Source organism: Sulfitobacter aquimarinus, from assembly GCF_040149565.1.
GTDB classification, from domain to species: Bacteria; Pseudomonadota; Alphaproteobacteria; order Rhodobacterales; family Rhodobacteraceae; genus Sulfitobacter; species Sulfitobacter aquimarinus.
This window is the reverse complement of record NZ_JBEFLO010000002.1, coordinates 233390-249017: the sequence shown is the minus strand read 5'-3', so window position 1 is coordinate 249017 and position 15628 is coordinate 233390. Positions and strand designations below refer to the sequence as shown.

The 15628-nt window shown below is 61.5% G+C and carries 16 protein-coding genes; 1 reads left to right on the top strand and 15 read right to left on the bottom strand.

The annotated features are described in order from the left end of the window. Positions 1 to 40: 40 nt before the first annotated feature. On the bottom strand, positions 41 to 1003 hold the full coding sequence (locus ABMC88_RS05285; protein ID WP_349575801.1) for an NAD-dependent epimerase/dehydratase family protein: 963 nt from the start codon (positions 1001 to 1003) through the stop codon (positions 41 to 43). A 92-nt stretch (positions 1004 to 1095) separates the two neighbouring features. Here ABMC88_RS05285 and ABMC88_RS05280 point away from each other — a divergent pair, with 92 nt between their 5' ends. Further along, positions 1096 to 1977 carry a LysR family transcriptional regulator gene (locus ABMC88_RS05280; protein WP_349575800.1) on the top strand — a complete coding sequence of 294 codons (882 nt, stop codon included), beginning with the start codon at positions 1096 to 1098 and terminating at the stop codon, positions 1975 to 1977. On the opposite strand, the gene ABMC88_RS05275 is transcribed toward ABMC88_RS05280, so the two are convergent. The 14 genes from ABMC88_RS05275 to ABMC88_RS05210 all read right to left on the bottom strand — a co-directional run bounded on the left by ABMC88_RS05275 (position 1974) and on the right by ABMC88_RS05210 (position 15397). Beyond that, complete coding sequence (locus tag ABMC88_RS05275) at positions 1974 to 2369, bottom strand: Na+/H+ antiporter subunit G (RefSeq protein WP_349575799.1); 396 nt, start codon at positions 2367 to 2369, stop codon at positions 1974 to 1976. The two genes, ABMC88_RS05280 and ABMC88_RS05275, sit on opposite strands and share 4 nt — an antisense overlap. Further along, positions 2366 to 2632 carry a K+/H+ antiporter subunit F gene (locus ABMC88_RS05270; protein WP_439655580.1) on the bottom strand — a complete coding sequence of 89 codons (267 nt, stop codon included), beginning with the start codon at positions 2630 to 2632 and terminating at the stop codon, positions 2366 to 2368. Before ABMC88_RS05270 ends, ABMC88_RS05275 begins: the two co-directional genes overlap by 4 nt. 17 nt (positions 2633 to 2649) lie before the next feature. Continuing rightward, complete coding sequence (locus tag ABMC88_RS05265) at positions 2650 to 3150, bottom strand: Na+/H+ antiporter subunit E (RefSeq protein WP_349575797.1); 501 nt, start codon at positions 3148 to 3150, stop codon at positions 2650 to 2652. 1 nt (position 3151) lies between these two features. After that, positions 3152 to 4711 carry a monovalent cation/H+ antiporter subunit D gene (locus tag ABMC88_RS05260; protein WP_349575796.1) on the bottom strand — a complete coding sequence of 520 codons (1560 nt, stop codon included), beginning with the start codon at positions 4709 to 4711 and terminating at the stop codon, positions 3152 to 3154. Then, the gene (locus tag ABMC88_RS05255) at positions 4708 to 5064 is read right to left on the bottom strand and encodes a Na+/H+ antiporter subunit C (protein ID WP_349575795.1); all 357 of its coding nucleotides are present in this window, start codon (positions 5062 to 5064) and stop codon (positions 4708 to 4710) included. The genes ABMC88_RS05260 and ABMC88_RS05255 overlap by 4 nt, the downstream gene beginning before the upstream one ends. A gap of 1 nt (position 5065) precedes the next feature. Then, positions 5066 to 7933: a monovalent cation/H+ antiporter subunit A gene (locus ABMC88_RS05250; protein ID WP_349575794.1), complete on the bottom strand. Its 2868-nt coding sequence runs from the start codon at positions 7931 to 7933 to the stop codon at positions 5066 to 5068. A gap of 161 nt (positions 7934 to 8094) precedes the next feature. Further along, the gene (locus ABMC88_RS05245) at positions 8095 to 8841 is read right to left on the bottom strand and encodes an SDR family oxidoreductase (protein ID WP_349575793.1); all 747 of its coding nucleotides are present in this window, start codon (positions 8839 to 8841) and stop codon (positions 8095 to 8097) included. Then, positions 8832 to 9347, bottom strand: a complete 516-nt coding sequence (locus tag ABMC88_RS05240; RefSeq protein ID WP_349575792.1) for a GNAT family N-acetyltransferase — start codon at positions 9345 to 9347, stop codon at positions 8832 to 8834. The genes ABMC88_RS05245 and ABMC88_RS05240 overlap by 10 nt, the downstream gene beginning before the upstream one ends. Beyond that, a complete protein-coding gene (locus ABMC88_RS05235; RefSeq protein WP_349575791.1) occupies positions 9340 to 10794 on the bottom strand; it encodes an aldehyde dehydrogenase family protein in 1455 nt (484 codons plus the stop codon). Before ABMC88_RS05235 ends, ABMC88_RS05240 begins: the two co-directional genes overlap by 8 nt. Positions 10795 to 10859: 65 nt before the next feature. Further along, on the bottom strand, positions 10860 to 11549 hold the full coding sequence (locus ABMC88_RS05230) for an ABC transporter ATP-binding protein (RefSeq protein ID WP_349575790.1): 690 nt from the start codon (positions 11547 to 11549) through the stop codon (positions 10860 to 10862). Then, positions 11546 to 12298 carry an ABC transporter ATP-binding protein gene (locus ABMC88_RS05225; protein WP_349575789.1) on the bottom strand — a complete coding sequence of 251 codons (753 nt, stop codon included), beginning with the start codon at positions 12296 to 12298 and terminating at the stop codon, positions 11546 to 11548. The genes ABMC88_RS05230 and ABMC88_RS05225 overlap by 4 nt, the downstream gene beginning before the upstream one ends. Then, positions 12291 to 13274, bottom strand: a complete 984-nt coding sequence (locus ABMC88_RS05220; RefSeq protein WP_349575788.1) for a branched-chain amino acid ABC transporter permease — start codon at positions 13272 to 13274, stop codon at positions 12291 to 12293. Before ABMC88_RS05220 ends, ABMC88_RS05225 begins: the two co-directional genes overlap by 8 nt. After that, entirely contained in the window at positions 13271 to 14191 is a 921-nt protein-coding gene (locus ABMC88_RS05215) for a branched-chain amino acid ABC transporter permease (protein WP_349575787.1), read from the bottom strand. Before ABMC88_RS05215 ends, ABMC88_RS05220 begins: the two co-directional genes overlap by 4 nt. 57 nt (positions 14192 to 14248) lie before the next feature. Further along, a complete protein-coding gene (locus ABMC88_RS05210; RefSeq protein ID WP_349575786.1) occupies positions 14249 to 15397 on the bottom strand; it encodes an ABC transporter substrate-binding protein in 1149 nt (382 codons plus the stop codon). Positions 15398 to 15628: the final 231 nt, after the last annotated feature.

Sequence of the window (15628 nt, the reverse complement as noted above, 5' to 3'; positions counted from 1 at the left end):
AACTCGTTCAAGTCAGGAGGACCAAAGCCAGCCGCCCTTGTCAAGTGGTGCGGAGCGGTTGCGGCCAATCCGCGGAGGGTGCAGACTGCGCAACGACTTCGCGCATCGCGACCTCCAGCCGCGTGGGCGTAAAGTCAGGCAAGACCGCGCGCAACGGCGCGGGGTCCAGACGGTGCGGCGTGTCCCAGAGATAGCGCATCTCCATCAGCTCGCGCAGCTCTTTGCTGAACACCCCCATCATGCGGATGGCAAACCACGGAATTTTCCCCAGTTTGAGCGGTCGACCCACGGCCAATGACACAGCAGCGCGCAGCTCTGCCCCCGACAGGGAATACCCCTCGAACCCGAAACTGGCATAGGGCGGCAGGGTTTCGCGTTTGGCCGCCAGCATTTCGGCAGCGCGGGCCATGTCGGGCAGGTAAGCCCAGGCATGCACCGCGTCCATGCGGCCAGGATAGGTGAACCCGCCCTTATAGGCATTATGCGCGATGTATTTGTCGAACCAATTGCCCGAGGGGCCGCTTTCGATGAAATCGCCACCGCGCAGCACGATCGTGCGCAAACCTTGCTCCGCTGCACGTTCAAAGGCCACCTCCATCTCAACCCGCAACATGCCTTTACGGGTATGCACGCCGCCTCTGGCGTTTTCATGCCAAACTGCGGGGCCGTCTTTGTCAAAGACATAGACATTGCCGGGGATGATCACGGTGGCCCCACTTGCAAGACCGCCGGCAATCACATTTGCGGTCATATCAGGCATCATGGACGCCCAGTCACGGTAGAGCATGTTCACCGCATGGACGATGACATCCACACCTTGCGCGGCGCGGATCACCGCATCGCGGTCCATCGGATCGCACGCGATGTGGCGCAGGCCGCTGCGCGCGGTGCCTGCCCCTTTGCGGCTGGCAGCGGTGACATGCCAGCCTGCCCGCAAGAAGGCTTTTGTTGCGGCGCGGCCAAAACGACCAGTGGCACCAAGGATAAGGACGGTCTGTGTCATTGGGCTTTCCTTTTGTGATGTGTTGACACCCAACGGATAGCAATCAATAATTGAATGGATAACTGTCAAAAAATGCAGACTGATATCCATTTATGAATAGCGCAGATATACCGTGGCACCTGCTGCAATCCTTTGCCGCGATCAGTGCGGCGGGGTCCCTGTCGGCTGCGGCGCAGACCACGAACGCCAGCCAACCCACGCTCAGCCGTCACCTCGGCCAGCTTGAGAGCCATCTGGGCCAGCGGTTGTTTTTCCGCTCTGGTGCGGGGCTGACCCTGACGCCCGAAGGCGCTGTGGTGCAGGCCCATGTGGACGCCATGGCGCAGGCGGCGGCCCAAGTCTCGATCGCGCAGGATGCAAAGGGAGCGGTCAGCGGCACAGTCCGCATCACTGCCAGCCAGATCGCCGCGACCTATCTGCTGCCGCCGATGCTGGCTGCGCTGCACGCCGCACATCCCGCGCTGAGCCTTGAGGTCCTGGCCTCGGACCAGACGGACAATCTGCTGCGCCGCGAGGCTGATCTTGCCGTGCGGATGTATCGCCCCACGCAGAACGATCTGATTGCAAAAAAGGTCGCCGAACTGCCCATCGGGATTTACGCTGCCCGCAGCTATGTCGATGTCCACGGGGTGCCGAAAGGCCCCGAAGATTTAGGAAACCACAAGGTCATCGGCTATGACCGCAGTACGCTGATCATTGACGGTATGGCACGTCTGGGCATGAAGGTGGACCGCAGCTTTTTCGCGTTCCGGTCGGATGATCAGGTCGTGTGCTGGCGCATGGTGCAGGCGGGCATGGGCATCGGGTTCGGCCAGCGGGCCATGGCCCAAGCGGACCCCGCGCTGGTCCCGATATGGCCCGAAATGGAGGTGGGCCACATTCCTGTCTGGCTCACCGCGCACCCCGACCTACGAATGAGCCCGCGGGTACGCATCTGCTTTGACCATCTGGCAGAAAGCTTTGCCGCGCTTTAGGTTTTGTCCACCGAGAGGCTGATGGGGTCGACATCGCTGGCAGGCACGTCAAAGGTCGCCCACTGCTCGTCCCCGGGCAGTTCTGGCGGAGTATCACAGGTGCCTTTATGCATGTTCACCTTGGCGATAAAATTGGCCGAGATGGGCGCGGTAACGAACAGGAACGCCATGATCAACAGCTCGTGAATGGCGCCGTTTTGGAACACCCCGTTATAGATGATCGACGCCAGAAGCAGCGCGCCAATGCCAACGGTGCCGACTTTGGTCGGGGCATGAAGGCGGGTCATGCTGTCGTTGAATTTCAACAGGCCAATCGCGCCGACCAGCGTAAAGACAGAGCCGACAATCAGGCAGAAACTGACGGCATAAAGGGCAACAACTTCGTACATCATTCGATGATATCCCCGCGCAAGACAAACCGCGCATAGGCGACGGTTGAAACAAACCCAAGCATCGCGATGATCAGCGATGCCTCGAAATAAATGCGGATACCCTGCGACAGGCCCATCAGTACGATAAGGCCGATGGCGTTCAAGACCATCGTGTCCAGCGCCAGAATCCGGTCACCCGTACCGGGGCCGATCAATACGCGCACCATCGCCATGATCTGGCACAGGCCCACAATGACAAAGGCGCCCAGCAGCGCGTAGTCCATGATTTGTTGAGCGAGGATCATATGAAAATCTCCTTCAGGCGGGCCTCATAGCGCGTTTTAATGCTGTCGACTTCCGACTGCGGATCATCCGTGTGCAGCACATGCACCAGCAGGTAGTGCCCGCTTTGCGAGATGTCCGCCGTTACCGTGCCCGGCGTCAGCGTAATCGTGCCTGCCAGCAGGGTGATCGCCTCGGGTTGGCGCAGCTCCAGCGGGATGGTGATCCACGCGGGCTTCAGCTTGTCATTCGAGACGGTCAGCACGATCCATGCGACCTGCACATTGGCCACCATGATGTCCCACAGCACCAACAGCCCATAGGGAATGATCTTGCCATAACGTACACCGTTGGGGCGTTCAGGCCAGAAAGCAGCCGTAAGGCGCGGGATAATGATCCCGAGGATCAGACCGAAAACCGCCATCCCCGCAGAAAAGCTGTTTTGCAGCAAAATCCAGACAACCGTCAGCAACAGCGTCAGAACAGGATGTGGGAAGAGCCAGTGGAAAAGGCGTGCCATCTCAGTGATCTCCCTCTTTTGCGTCTGCTTTTGCGGCACCGCTCAGCTTGCCGGGTGTGCCAAGCACCGTCTCGGTATAGTCGGCGGGGGCGAAGAGTTGCTGTGCGGTGGTGGTTGTATAGGCGTACATTTGGCCCGCAAAAGCCGTGTGCGCCAGCAGCATCACGATCATCCCGCCAACAGCCACAAAGGACAGCGCGGATGGCGCGGGACGGCCCGCTTCAGGCACGGGCGCACCATCGGACTGCGCCTTCCAGAACAGGACCGAGCCTGCCCGCGCAAAGCCCACCACATTGATCAGGCTACAGACCAATACGACAGTCCAGACCCAGGCATCAGGGCCGCTGTCAAAGGCGGCGTTCAGCACCATCAGCTTGCCCACAAACCCGGACAAAGGCGGCAGGCCCGTCATAGCAATCGCCGCGACCATAAACAGCCCCGCAATCAACGCAGCCCCCGCCACAGGCGCATCGGTGCGCAAATGCAGGTGCCCGCGGCTTTGACGCACCAGATCGACGATCAGGAACAGCGCCGCCGCCGCAAAGGTCGAATGCACGATGTAATACAAAGCCGAGGCGATGCTGGTTTGGGTGAACATGCCCACCGCAACCATCACCATCCCCATCGAGCCTATGACAGAGAAAGCAACCAGACGGTCCAGCTTTTTCGCGGCCAAAACGCCAACGGCACCTACCGCCAGCGACAGCAGCGCCACAGGCAGAAGCCAGTCGCCATGCAGCCCTGCGGTGACCTCCAGATCGACGGGAAAGATCATCGTGTAGACGCGGATGATCGCATAGGCGCCGACTTTGGTCATAATCGCGAACAGGGCCGCCACGGGCGGCGGTGCTTCGGCATAAGAGCTGGGCAGCCAGAAGTGCAGCGGCACAATCGCCGCCTTGATCGCGAAGACTAGGATCAGCAGAACGGCGGCCACGCGGATACCCACCGTCTCATCGGCGCTGATCAATTGCACACGCTGCGCAAGGTCCGCCATGTTCAGCGTCCCTGTCTCGGCATAAAGCGCGCCAAGTGCGAACAGGAACAGGGTCGAGCCAAGCAGGTTAAACAGCACATATTGCACACCCGCCCGCAGCCGCACGTTGCCGCCCGAATGGATCATCAAACCGTAGGACGCGATCAACAGCACCTCGAAAAACACAAAGAGGTTGAACAGGTCACCCGTCAGGAAAGCCCCCGCGATGCCCATCAATTGAAACTGGAACAGCGCATGGAAATGGCGTCCGCGCTCATCCCACCGCGACCCGATGGCGTAAAGCAGCACAAACAGCGCCAGCACCGCCATCAGCAGCACCATCATCGTGCTGAGCCTGTCGCCCACCAGCACAATCCCGAAGGGGGCCGCCCATGCGCCCAATTGGTACAGCATCACCGTGCCGTCCGATGTCTCTATCGCCAGCCCCAGCGCAATCGCGATCATCGCCAGCACACCCACCACCGAGAACACCCGCTGGATGCCCATGTGATACCGCGCCGCGAGAATGATAAAGGGCGCAAGCAGCGCCGGCAGGACAACCGGCATAATCAGCCAATGAGTCATCGTGCATCCTCCGCGTCATAGCCCAGATCCGGCTCTGCCCCGTCATCAATGTGATCGTCATCCGTGCCCAGATAGGCACCCAGCGCGATCATCACGACCACGGCGGTCATCCCGAAAGAGATCACAATCGCGGTCAGCACCAAAGCTTGGGGGAGCGGATCAGTATAAGTGGTGGAATCCGTCAGGATCGGCGGTGCGCCGATGGTCAAACGGCCCGAGGCAAACAGGAACACATTCACCGCATAGGTCAGCAGCGAGACACCCAAAATCACCGGAAAGGTGCGCAGGCGCATCACCAGATACAAGCCACCAGCAGTCAAAATGCCAATGGCGGAAGCGACTAGAATTTCCATGTTATGCTCCTTCCCCGCGCAAGGCTTCGGCTTCGGTGCGCGACGGGTTGATGTCCATCGCAAAGTCGCTGTCTTTGACGTGAGCGCGGCGTGCAAGGCGGCTGAACCCGTCCAGTGACAGCATCACAGCACCGACCACAGCAAGGAACACGCCAAGGTCGAACAAGGCGGCGGTGGCCAGCTCGAATTTCTCGAAGGGCGGGATGCGCACATAGGTAAAGTCGGACGTCAGGAAAGGCTGGCCCACAAACCACGAACCGATGCCCGTAAGCCCCGCGATCAGCACGCCCGCGCCGATCACCCCGTGGTGCGGATAGCGTTGGCGCGCTGTCGCCCAGCTGTAGCCGCTGGCCATATATTGCATCACCAGACCAATCGAGACGACAAGCCCCGAGATAAACCCGCCCCCCGGCTCGTTATGGCCGCGCAGGAAGATGTAGAAGCCGACCATCATCACAACGGGCATCAGCACGCGGGTCAGCACAACCATCATCATCGGGTGCATGTCCCCCGCCAGCGGTTTGTCGGGGCGGCGGTTCAAAAGCCGCGCACGGACAGGACCGCCCAGCAACGTCTCGGTCAGGGCGTAGATCAGCACGGCAGCAATGCCCAAGACGATGATTTCACCGAAGGTGTCAAAGCCACGGAAATCCACAAGGATTACGTTAACCACATTGGTACCGCCGCCGCCCTTGTAACTGTTGGCGAGGTGGAACTCCGAAATCGGAGAGCTGACCGCGTCGCGCAGCATATAGTGATAGCTTAGCGCCATCGCCGCCGCCCCGCCCGCCACAGCAACCGATACATCGCGCAAACGGCGCAAGACGCTGCTCTCGACAGGGGTTTCGTTGGGCAGGAAGTTCAGCGCAAGCAGCATAAGAATGGTGGTGACCACCTCAACCGTGATCTGCGTCATCGCCAGATCGGGCGCCGAGAAGAAGACAAACCCGACCGAGACCATAAGCCCCACGATGCCAATCAACACCAGCGACAGCAAACGGTTGCGGTGCAACAGCACCATCCCCGCCACGGCAGCAGTCATCATGAGCCAGCCTGCAATCTCGATCGCGCCGGCGGGCTGCACCGTGCGGGTGGTCGCCCCCACCGTGCCGCTGGCCCATGCGTAGTATCCCGCCGCAACCACCGTCACCGCCATCACCGCGCCATAACGCGTGAAGGCGCCGTTGTGCAGCGGCAGGGTCAAGGCTTGGGACAGGCCCACGATGCGGGCGATCAATGCCTCGAATATGGTTTTCGCTTCGGGGCGCGGCGCGGCATCCCACAGGCGCAACAGCGGGTTGAACAGTGCCAATACGATCAAACCACCGACCACAGCCGCGATGGACATATAAAGCGCAGGCACCAGCCCGTGCCAGATTTTGAAATAGGCCGTGGGCACTTCGGCAGCGCCTCCCAACACGGCAGAGGTGATCGCCTTGACCGCAGGCTCTGCCAGAAACGGAGCAACGCCGATCACGACCACCAGAACCACCAGAACCGCAGGCGGCAACCACAGACCCGCAGGCGGGTCATGCGGCTTGGCCGGATAATCGTCGCGCTGTGGGCCAAGGAACGTATGCCCGATCAGACGGAAACAATAGGCCGCAGAAAACAGCGAGCCGACAACAGCCAGCGCAGGCACAATCCAGTGATTGCCCCCCAGCACGGTGTGATAGGCCTCTTCCAACATCATCTCTTTGCTCAGGAACCCGTTCAGCAGCGGAATACCCGCCATCGACAAAGCGGCCAATGTGGCGATCACAAAGGTGATCGGCATCAGATGCCGCAACCCGCCAAGGCGGCGGATGTCGCGTGTGTGCGTCTCGTGATCAATAATACCTGCGGACATAAACAAGGCCGCCTTGAACGTCGCGTGGTTCAGGATGTGAAACACCGCCGCCATTGCGCCGAAGGCCGTGCCCGTCCCCAAAAGCATCGTGATCAGGCCAAGGTGGCTAACGGTCGAGAATGCCAACAGCGCCTTGAGGTCATGTTTGAACAGCGCGATCACCGCGCCCAGCACCATCGTAATCAGCCCCGCCGAGGTGACAATCCAGAACCATTCAGGCGTACCCGACAGCACAGGCCACATGCGCGCCATCAGGAAAATCCCCGCCTTCACCATCGTCGCCGAGTGCAGATAGGCCGAGACAGGCGTGGGGGCCGCCATCGCGTGCGGCAACCAGAAATGAAACGGGAATTGCGCGGATTTTGTAAAACAGCCCAGCAGGATCAGGATCAGCGCGGGCAGATACAGGCTGCTTTCCTGAATAAGCTCACGGTTCTGCAAGATCACGCTCAGGTCATAGCTGCCCGCGATCTGGCCAAGGATCATCATCCCCCCAATCATCGCCAAACCGCCCATCCCTGTAACGGTCAACGCCATACGCGCCCCTTCCCGCCCTTCGGCGAGGTGCTTCCAATAGCCGATCAGCAGGAAGGACGAAAGCGACGTCAGCTCCCAAAACACAAGCAAAAGCAGGATGTTGTCAGACAGGACAATCCCGACCATCGCGCCCTGGAACAGCAACAGATAGGTGAAAAACTCACCCATGTTGTCCTCACGCGCCAGATAGAAGCGGGCGTAGGTAATGATCAAAAGCCCGATCCCAAGGATCAGCGTGGCAAAGAAGAACCCCAGCGCGTCCAGCATCAGCGTGAAGTTCAGCCCAAGGCTGGGGATCCAATCAGCGCGGAACATCACCACATCGCCCGCCATCACGGCAGGCAGGTTGGTCATCAACCCGACAAAAGCCGCAAGCGTGACGGTGAATGTCACACCGGCACAGGCGGCGCGTCCGGCTTGGTTCATCAATCCGGGCAGCAACGCCCCCAGAAACGGCAAGGCAACGATCAAAAGAAGGGACACATGTGCTCCGTACTGTTGGGGCCCGCGGGTCTCTCCCCCCTCGGGCTGTCGTCTCACCGTGATTTGGAATCAGGGCGATAGGTTCGGGATGGTATAAGCGGTATTTAGGCTGGGCGCGAACCGATACCAATATCTTTGCGCAAATTACTTTAGCCTTTTGATCAGATACACCGCCCGCCGTCCACTTCCATGCAGACCCCCGTGACCATCGACGCCTCGTCCGAACACAGATAGCACGCGGCATTGCCCATATCCTCGGGCGTTGAAAAACGGCCCAACGGGATGGTCGAAATAAACTTGGCACGCATTTCGGGCGTGTCTTCGCCCATGAACGACGCCAGCAGAGGCGTCTCGCCCGCGACGGGGTTGAGCGCATTGACCCGCACACCAGCGGGGGCCAGTTCAACCGCCATGCCTTTCGTCGCGTTGTTCATCCAGCCTTTGGAGGCGTTGTACCAATTGAGGTTGGGGCGCGGCGACACGCCAGCCGTCGAGGCGACGTTGAGGATATTACCCTGCCCCCGCGCCTTCATCAGCGGCACGATGTGACGGGCCGTCAGGTAGACGGATTTACAGTTCACGGCAAAGACGCGGTCAAAGTCCTCTTCGCTCACAGCCTCCATCGGGCTGGGCAGATGGGTCACGCCTGCGTTATTCACAAGGATGTCGATATGGCCCCAAGCGGCGATCGCCTGCGCGGCCATCGCCTCGACACTTGCGCCGTCCGCGACATTGGCGGTGGCGACAATGGCATGGGCGCCCATCTCTTGCTTCAGGTCCTCTGCCATCGCGGTATTAAGGTCCGCAATCATCACCTGCGCCCCTTCGGCCACGAATTTGCGCACGATCCCCGCGCCAAAGCCCGAAGCCCCGCCTGTTACAATCGCTGTTTTGCCCTTCAATCGCATGGTGCTTCCTCCCAGTTCAGTTTCAAAACATGGCGTGCGTGGCCGTCCCCGTCAGGGTCTGCGGGCACGGCGCGTTCGGGCACAAACCCTTCGCGCTGCCAAAACCTGCGCCCGCGCGGGTTCGCGTCCAGAACCGCGACACGGATGCAGCTGGCGCCCTGTGCGCGGGCCAAATCAAACACATGCCCTGCCATACGCGCACCCAAACCCGCACCGCGGGCAGCGGGATCAACCAGCAACAACCCCATGTACCATTCCCGCGTCTGATAGAAGTTGCGCAAACAGGTGACGACAGCGGCCAGCTTTCCCTCCTGCTCGGCGCAGAAGGCCAAGACATCCTCGGGTGGCAGCGCGGGCGGGGCCTCGGCCAACAGCTTTGACGCATAGTCGGGCGGCGGTGGCGCGCCTGTTTCCAAGGTAATATAATCCGCAGCACGCAGGCATAAATCCTGCACCGCATCCGCATCACGGGCGGGATCAACGCTGCGGATCACGGCCCTACCCATGATAGGCCGCCACGGTCTTGAGCGAGGTAAAGCCATAAAGCGCCTCGAACCCTTTTTCGCGGCCATGCCCCGACAGACCAGAGCCGCCAAAGGGCAGCTCGACCCCGCCGCCTGCGCCGTAGTTATTCAAAAACACCTGCCCTGCCCGCAGCGCTTTGGCCAGCCGCATCTGCCGCCCCCCGTCGCGGGTCCAGACCGAGGCGACCAGCCCGTAGGCGGTGCCATTGGCGATCTCGCGGGCCTCGTCTTCGTCCGTGAAAGGGATGATGACCTGCACGGGGCCGAAAATCTCGTCTTGGGCGAGGGTGTGATCGGGGGAGACGCCCTCGAACAAGGTCGGCGGCACATAGGCACCGCCTGCGGGCGCATCGTCCACAACGGTGCCTTGGGCGATGCGGGTCAGGTCAGCCCCTTTGGCAAGAAAGCCTTCGACAATCTGCTTTTGACGGGCCGACACCAGTGGCCCCACAGCCAGATCGGCCATCGCAGGACCCGCCCGCAGCGCGGCATAGCGTTCGGCCATCTTGCTCACGACCTGCGCATAGACGCCCCGCTGCACCAGAATGCGCGAAGAGGCCGAGCAGGTTTGGCCCGCGTTCTGAATGCCCGCGTTCACAAGAAAAGGCAGTGCGGCGTCAATGTCGGCATCGTCGAACACCAGTTGCGGCGACTTGCCCCCCAGCTCCAGCGTAACAGGCACCAGATTTTGCGCGGCTGATTGCTGCACCAAACGGCCCGTGCCGACCGATCCTGTGAAGGACAGATGATTCACATCGCTGTGCGCGGTCAGCGCGGCCCCTGCTTCGGCCCCCAATCCGGGCACGATGTTGAGCGCACCCGCAGGCAGCCCCGCACGCCGCGCCAACTCACCAAAGGCCAGTGCGGTCAGGCAGGCTTCTTCCGCAGGTTTCAACACGCAGGCATTCCCCGTGGCCAGCGCCGCTCCGACCGAGCGGCCGATGATCTGCATCGGGTAGTTCCACGGCACGATATGGCCCGTGACCCCATGCGCCTCGCGCAGGGTATAGACGGTGTAGCCGTCGAGATAGGGAATAGTTGCCCCGTGCAGCTTGTCCGCAGCACCTGCGTAGAATTCCATATAGCGGGCCAGGGCCACAACATCCGCCCGCGCCTGTGACAGGGGTTTGCCGACATCGCGGGCTTCCAGCTCGGCCAGATGATCGATGTTCTCCAGCACCAGCGCACCGAGTTTTTGCAGCACGCGGCCACGCTCGGGGGCGGTGGCGCGGCCCCACGGGCCGTTGAACGCCGCACGGGCGGCGGCCACGGCGCGGTCAATATCATCTGGCCCGCCGCGGGCGATCTCGCATAGGGTGCTGCCATCGGAAGGGTCCAGCAGGGGGAGTGTCTCGCCACTGGCGCACGGGTGCCATTCGCCCGCGATCAGGCAATGTTTCGGGTCCACGTCAAACGGCTGAACGGTCATGGGCGGGTCTCCTTTGGCGGTGGTCACCACAGTGGCAAGGCCGCCCGCATGATGCAAGTGCGGGCTTAGACGCCGAGGAATTGCGCGGTGATCTCTTCGTTCAGCGTATCTGCCGCGCCGTGCCAGACGTCCGCGCCGCGCTCCAGTATGGTGATGCGGTCCGCGATCTGGCGCAGTTCGCTCAGGGATTTGTCGACCACCAATATGGACAGACCCGTTTGCGATTTCAGCGTGGCGATCGCGGCCCAGATTTCTTGGCGCACAATGGGGGCGAGGCCTTCGGTCGCCTCGTCAAGGATCAACAGGCGGGGGTTGGTCATCAGCGCACGGGCAATCGACAGCATCTGTTGCTCGCCGCCCGATAGCGACGCGGCGGATTGCTCCTGCCGCTCGGCCAGACGGGGGAACAGGGCTGTGACGCGGGCGAAATCCCAATGGCCTTTGGTCGCCGCTGCGTGGCAGTTCTCCCAAACGGTAAGGTTGGCGAAGCAGCGCCGCCCTTCGGGCACCAGCCCCAGACCCATACGCGCCGCACGGTGCGCGGGGATGCGGGCCAGATCGGTGCCGCTCAGCCGTATCTGCCCGCCGTCCAGCGGCAGCAGCTTGCATATGGTCTTGATCGTGGTGGATTTGCCCATGCCGTTGCGCCCCATCAGGGCCAGCACCTCGCCCTCGGCGATCTGTAGCGACACGCCGAACAGCGCCTGCGATGCGCCGTAAGAGGCGGTGATATGCTCGACCGACAGCAGGCTCATGCGCCCTCCCCCAGATAGGCGGCGCGGACGGCAGGATCACGGCGGATTTCGGCGACGGTGCCAGTGGCGATCACCTCGCCGTAGACCAGCACGCTGATCCGGTCGGCAAGCGCAAAGACCGCGTCCATGTCGTGTTCAACCAACAGGATCGGCGCTTGCGCCCGCAAGCCATCCAGAAATCCGGTCATGGTTTTGGAGCCTTCAATGCCAAGACCCGCCATTGGTTCGTCCATAACAAAGGCTTTGGGGGAGAGCGTCAGCGCCACCGCGACTTCCAATTGGCGGCGCTCTCCGTGCGACAGCTCGGCGGCGCGGGTGGCGGATTTGGCAGCAAGGCCCACGCGCTCAAGCGCGGCTTGGGCCGTGGCGCGGGCGTCTTGCTGCGCAAGTGCTGCACGCCACAGGCCGAGCCCGCCTACCTTGGACGCCCCCAACGCGCCCAGCAGGGCGTTTTGCAGCACCGTATCCTCCATCGCGAGCTGCGATATCTGGAAGGTTCGCGCCAATCCGCGCCGTGCGCGGGCGGGTGTGTCGAGGGTTGTGACGTCCTCGCCCGCCAGCATGATCCGGCCCGCGTCGGGCGCGAGGCTGCCTGCGATCTGTTGGATCAACGTGGATTTACCCGCGCCATTGGGGCCGATCAGCGCGTGGATTTCACCGCGCCGCAGATCAAGGGTGATGTCGCGGCTGGCCTGCAATGCGCCGAAGGATTTGCAGATGCCACGGGTTTGCAGGACCGCCTCAGTCATGGGTCTTCTCCCGCCCTGCCAACAGGCCGATCAGACCGCCGCGTGCAAAGAGCACGATCATCAGCAACAGCGCCCCCAGATAGATGTGCCAATAGTCCGACAACCCGCCCAAGACATGCTCGAGCGTGACAAAGACGATGGCGCCGACGACGGGGCCAAACAGGCGGGCGGTGCCACCGATGAGGATGAACACGATGATCTCTCCACTCAGCTGCCAGCTGAACATCGTGGGGCTGACGAAACGGTTGAGGTCGGCGAAAAGCGCGCCCGCCAGCCCCGTGATCATCCCCGATATGACAAAGGCCATCAGCCGCAAGCGGTAGGGCGACAGGCCCACCGTCTCGACCCGCGCGGGCGATTGGCGAGCGGCGCCAAGAGCAAGGCCAAAGGGCGCACACGCCAGCCGCGCCGCGATCCACAGCACGGCAAAAAGCCACGCCGCGCAGATGGCATAGAATTGCAGCGGGTCCAGCGTGTTCAGCCCCGGAAAGCTGTTGCGTACGTAGATGGGCAAGCCGTCCTCGCCGCCGTAAGCAGGCCAGCTGATCGCGAAATAGTAAAACATCTGCCCGAAGGCGAGTGTGATCATGATGAAATAAACGCCTGTGGTGCGCAGGCTCAGCGCGCCGATGGCCAGCGCCGCAAGACCCGAGGCCGCCACAGCCACCAGCCAGATCACCAACATGGATTTTGTGCCTTCCAGCACAAAGGGCGCAGACAGGATCGGCGTATAGGATTGCGCATGGCTGGCAAGGATACCCATGGCATAGCCACCCAGCCCGAAGAAGGCGGCGTGCCCGAGGCTCACCAATCCGCCGATGCCCAGCGCGATATTGAGCCCGACCCCCGCCAGCGCAAAGATCACCGCTTTGGTCGCCAGCGTGATCAGGAAGGGCTCGTCCAGCCACAGAGCCAGCAGTGGAAACAGGACCAGCGTCAGCGTGACGGCAGTGTTGAGGATGTGTTCGCGGTTCATGTGCGGGCACCGAACAGGCCGGTGGGTCGCCAGATCAGCACCACAGCCATAAGGATGTAGATCAGCATCGAAGACAGGGCGGAGCCTGCGGCCGAGGCCGTACTGTTCTCCATAAACAGACGAAACAGTTGCGGCAGTAGTACCCCGCCCAGCGTATCGGTCAGCCCCACAAGGATCGCCCCTACCAGCGCCCCTTTGATCGAGCCGATGCCACCGATCACAATAACCACAAAGGCAAGGATCAGCACAGGCTCGCCCATGCCGACCTGCACCGACTGGATCGCGCCGACAAGCGCACCGGCCAGCCCCGCCAGCCCCGCGCCCAGTGCAAAGACGATTGTGTAAAGCCGCGTAATATCCACGCCCAAAGCGGCAATCATCTCGCGGTCATTTTCGCCTGCGCGGATCTGGATGCCCAGCCGCGTTTTGGCGATCAAAGCGAAGAGCCCGCAAGCGATGAGCACCCCCACCGCAATCAGGAACAAGCGGTAGAGCGGATACTGGATGCCACCGGGCAAACTAACAGGCCCCGACAGATAGTCAGGAATGTTCAAAAACAGCGGGAAAGAGCCAAAGACCCACCGCGTCCCTTCGGAAAAAATCAGGATCAGCGCAAAGGTGGCAAGCACCTGATCCAGATGGTCACGGGCGTACAGCCGCCGGATCACCGCCACCTCAATCAGCGCGCCCGCCGCCGCAGCGGCAGCAAGGGCCGCCACCAGCGCAAACGCAAAACTGCCCGTCGCCGCCGCGACAGCGGCCGCCGCAAAAGCGCCCACCATAAACAGTGATCCATGCGCCAGATTGATCAGCCCCATCACACCAAACACCAGTGTCAGGCCCGCCGCCATGACAAACAGCATCACGCCCAGTTGCAGACCATTGAGGACCTGCTCGGCCAATAGGATCAGAGACATGGGTTAAATTCCGCGCAGGGCACTAACGGGGCGACACATGCGCCGCCCCGCTGTGTGCTACATCTTGCAGTCAGCGGCATAAACGTCCGCGTGGTTTTCCAGCGCCGTGCCAACAATCTTGTTGGTGAAGACATCGCCTTCCTGAATGACCTCGCGGACATAGATGTTCTGGATGGGGTGGTTGTTGGTGTTGAACTTGAACTCCCCCCGCGTGCTGTCGAACTCGGCCGCTTTCAGCGCACTGCGGAAGGCATCCGCATCCGTGACACTGGCCTTGTCCATCGCGCTCAGCAGCAGGTTGGCGGTGTCGAACCCTTGCGAGGCATAAAGCGAGGGCAAGCGGCCGTATTCAGCCTGAAACGTCTCGACAAAGGCGGCGTTGGTCGCGTTGTCGATGTCCTTGTTCCACTGCGAGGTGTTGATGACGCCAAGGGCCGCCGCGCCTACGGCTTGCAGGATGCCTTGGTCAAAGCTGAAGGCGGGGCCCACAACGGGGATGTCCAAGCCGCTGTCGGCATATTGCTTGAGGAAGGAAATCCCCATGCCACCCGGCAGGAAGAAGAACACGCTATCGGCACCCGATGCGCGGATTTGCGCGATCTCGGAGGCATAGTCGGTCTGGCCCAGCTTCGTCAGAAGCTCGCCCGACAGCGCGCCCTGATACTGGCGCTTGTAGCCTGTCAGCGCGTCCTGACCCGCAGGATAGTTTGGCGCAAGAATGAAGGACGATTCGAAACCGGCGGTGTTGGCATAGGCCCCTGCCGCTTCGTGCAGGTTGTCGTTCTGCCATGCGACGTTGAAATAGTTGGCGTTACAGCCCTTGCCCGCCAGCGCCGAAGGACCGGCATTGGGCGAGAGGTAGAACTTGCCCTGCGCCACAGCAGCAGGCACCACAGCCATGGCAAGGTTCGACCAGATGATACCCGTCAACACATCGACCTTTTCGGACTGGATCATCTTGTCGGCCAGTTGCACGGCGATGTCGGGCTTGCGCTGGTCATCCTCGATGACGACTTCGATGTTTTCATTGCCCGATTGTTTCACCGCCAGCATAAAGCCGTCGCGCACATCAAGGCCAAGCCCCGCACCGCCGCCCGACAGCGTGGTGATCATGCCGACTTTTACCTTGGCGCCGTGACCGTCTGCAAAGCCGGACGTGCCAAGAGCCGCCAAAGCGCAGCCCAGTGCAAGTGATTTCAGTTTCATGTGTCGTCTCCCCTTTGGCCCGCCTTTGGTGGCGGTGCCTTTGACTGTATCGTGCATTAGTATTGCGATCAGCGCACGAAACGCAATGCGGCGCGCCTCAGGTCCGATCAGGTTTTAGTTCCTTCGGGCAAAGCTGTTTACTGCGCCGATTGTGCTGCATCGGCGATTTACGCCAGCGGCACTGCCTGCAAAAACACGGCGCTGAAATAGAGGGTGAAGACCAGAACCCGC

Excerpts from the sequence above, each read along its gene's own strand:
- ABMC88_RS05285 (WP_349575801.1), bottom strand. The coding sequence starts at position 1,003 with ATGACACAGACCGTCCTTATCCTTGGTGCCACTGGTCGTTTTGGCCGC.
- ABMC88_RS05280 (WP_349575800.1), top strand. The coding sequence starts at position 1,096 with ATGAATAGCGCAGATATACCGTGGCACCTGCTGCAATCCTTTGCCGCG.
- ABMC88_RS05275 (WP_349575799.1), bottom strand. The coding sequence starts at position 2,369 with ATGATGTACGAAGTTGTTGCCCTTTATGCCGTCAGTTTCTGCCTGATT.
- ABMC88_RS05270 (WP_439655580.1), bottom strand. The coding sequence starts at position 2,632 with ATGGACTACGCGCTGCTGGGCGCCTTTGTCATTGTGGGCCTGTGCCAG.
- ABMC88_RS05265 (WP_349575797.1), bottom strand. The coding sequence starts at position 3,150 with ATGGCACGCCTTTTCCACTGGCTCTTCCCACATCCTGTTCTGACGCTG.
- ABMC88_RS05260 (WP_349575796.1), bottom strand. The coding sequence starts at position 4,711 with ATGACTCATTGGCTGATTATGCCGGTTGTCCTGCCGGCGCTGCTTGCG.
- ABMC88_RS05255 (WP_349575795.1), bottom strand. The coding sequence starts at position 5,064 with ATGGAAATTCTAGTCGCTTCCGCCATTGGCATTTTGACTGCTGGTGGC.
- ABMC88_RS05245 (WP_349575793.1), bottom strand. The coding sequence starts at position 8,841 with ATGCGATTGAAGGGCAAAACAGCGATTGTAACAGGCGGGGCTTCGGGC.
- ABMC88_RS05240 (WP_349575792.1), bottom strand. The coding sequence starts at position 9,347 with ATGGGTAGGGCCGTGATCCGCAGCGTTGATCCCGCCCGTGATGCGGAT.
- ABMC88_RS05235 (WP_349575791.1), bottom strand. The coding sequence starts at position 10,794 with ATGACCGTTCAGCCGTTTGACGTGGACCCGAAACATTGCCTGATCGCG.
- ABMC88_RS05230 (WP_349575790.1), bottom strand. The coding sequence starts at position 11,549 with ATGAGCCTGCTGTCGGTCGAGCATATCACCGCCTCTTACGGCGCATCG.
- ABMC88_RS05225 (WP_349575789.1), bottom strand. The coding sequence starts at position 12,298 with ATGACTGAGGCGGTCCTGCAAACCCGTGGCATCTGCAAATCCTTCGGC.
- ABMC88_RS05220 (WP_349575788.1), bottom strand. The coding sequence starts at position 13,274 with ATGAACCGCGAACACATCCTCAACACTGCCGTCACGCTGACGCTGGTC.
- ABMC88_RS05215 (WP_349575787.1), bottom strand. The coding sequence starts at position 14,191 with ATGTCTCTGATCCTATTGGCCGAGCAGGTCCTCAATGGTCTGCAACTG.
- ABMC88_RS05210 (WP_349575786.1), bottom strand. The coding sequence starts at position 15,397 with ATGAAACTGAAATCACTTGCACTGGGCTGCGCTTTGGCGGCTCTTGGC.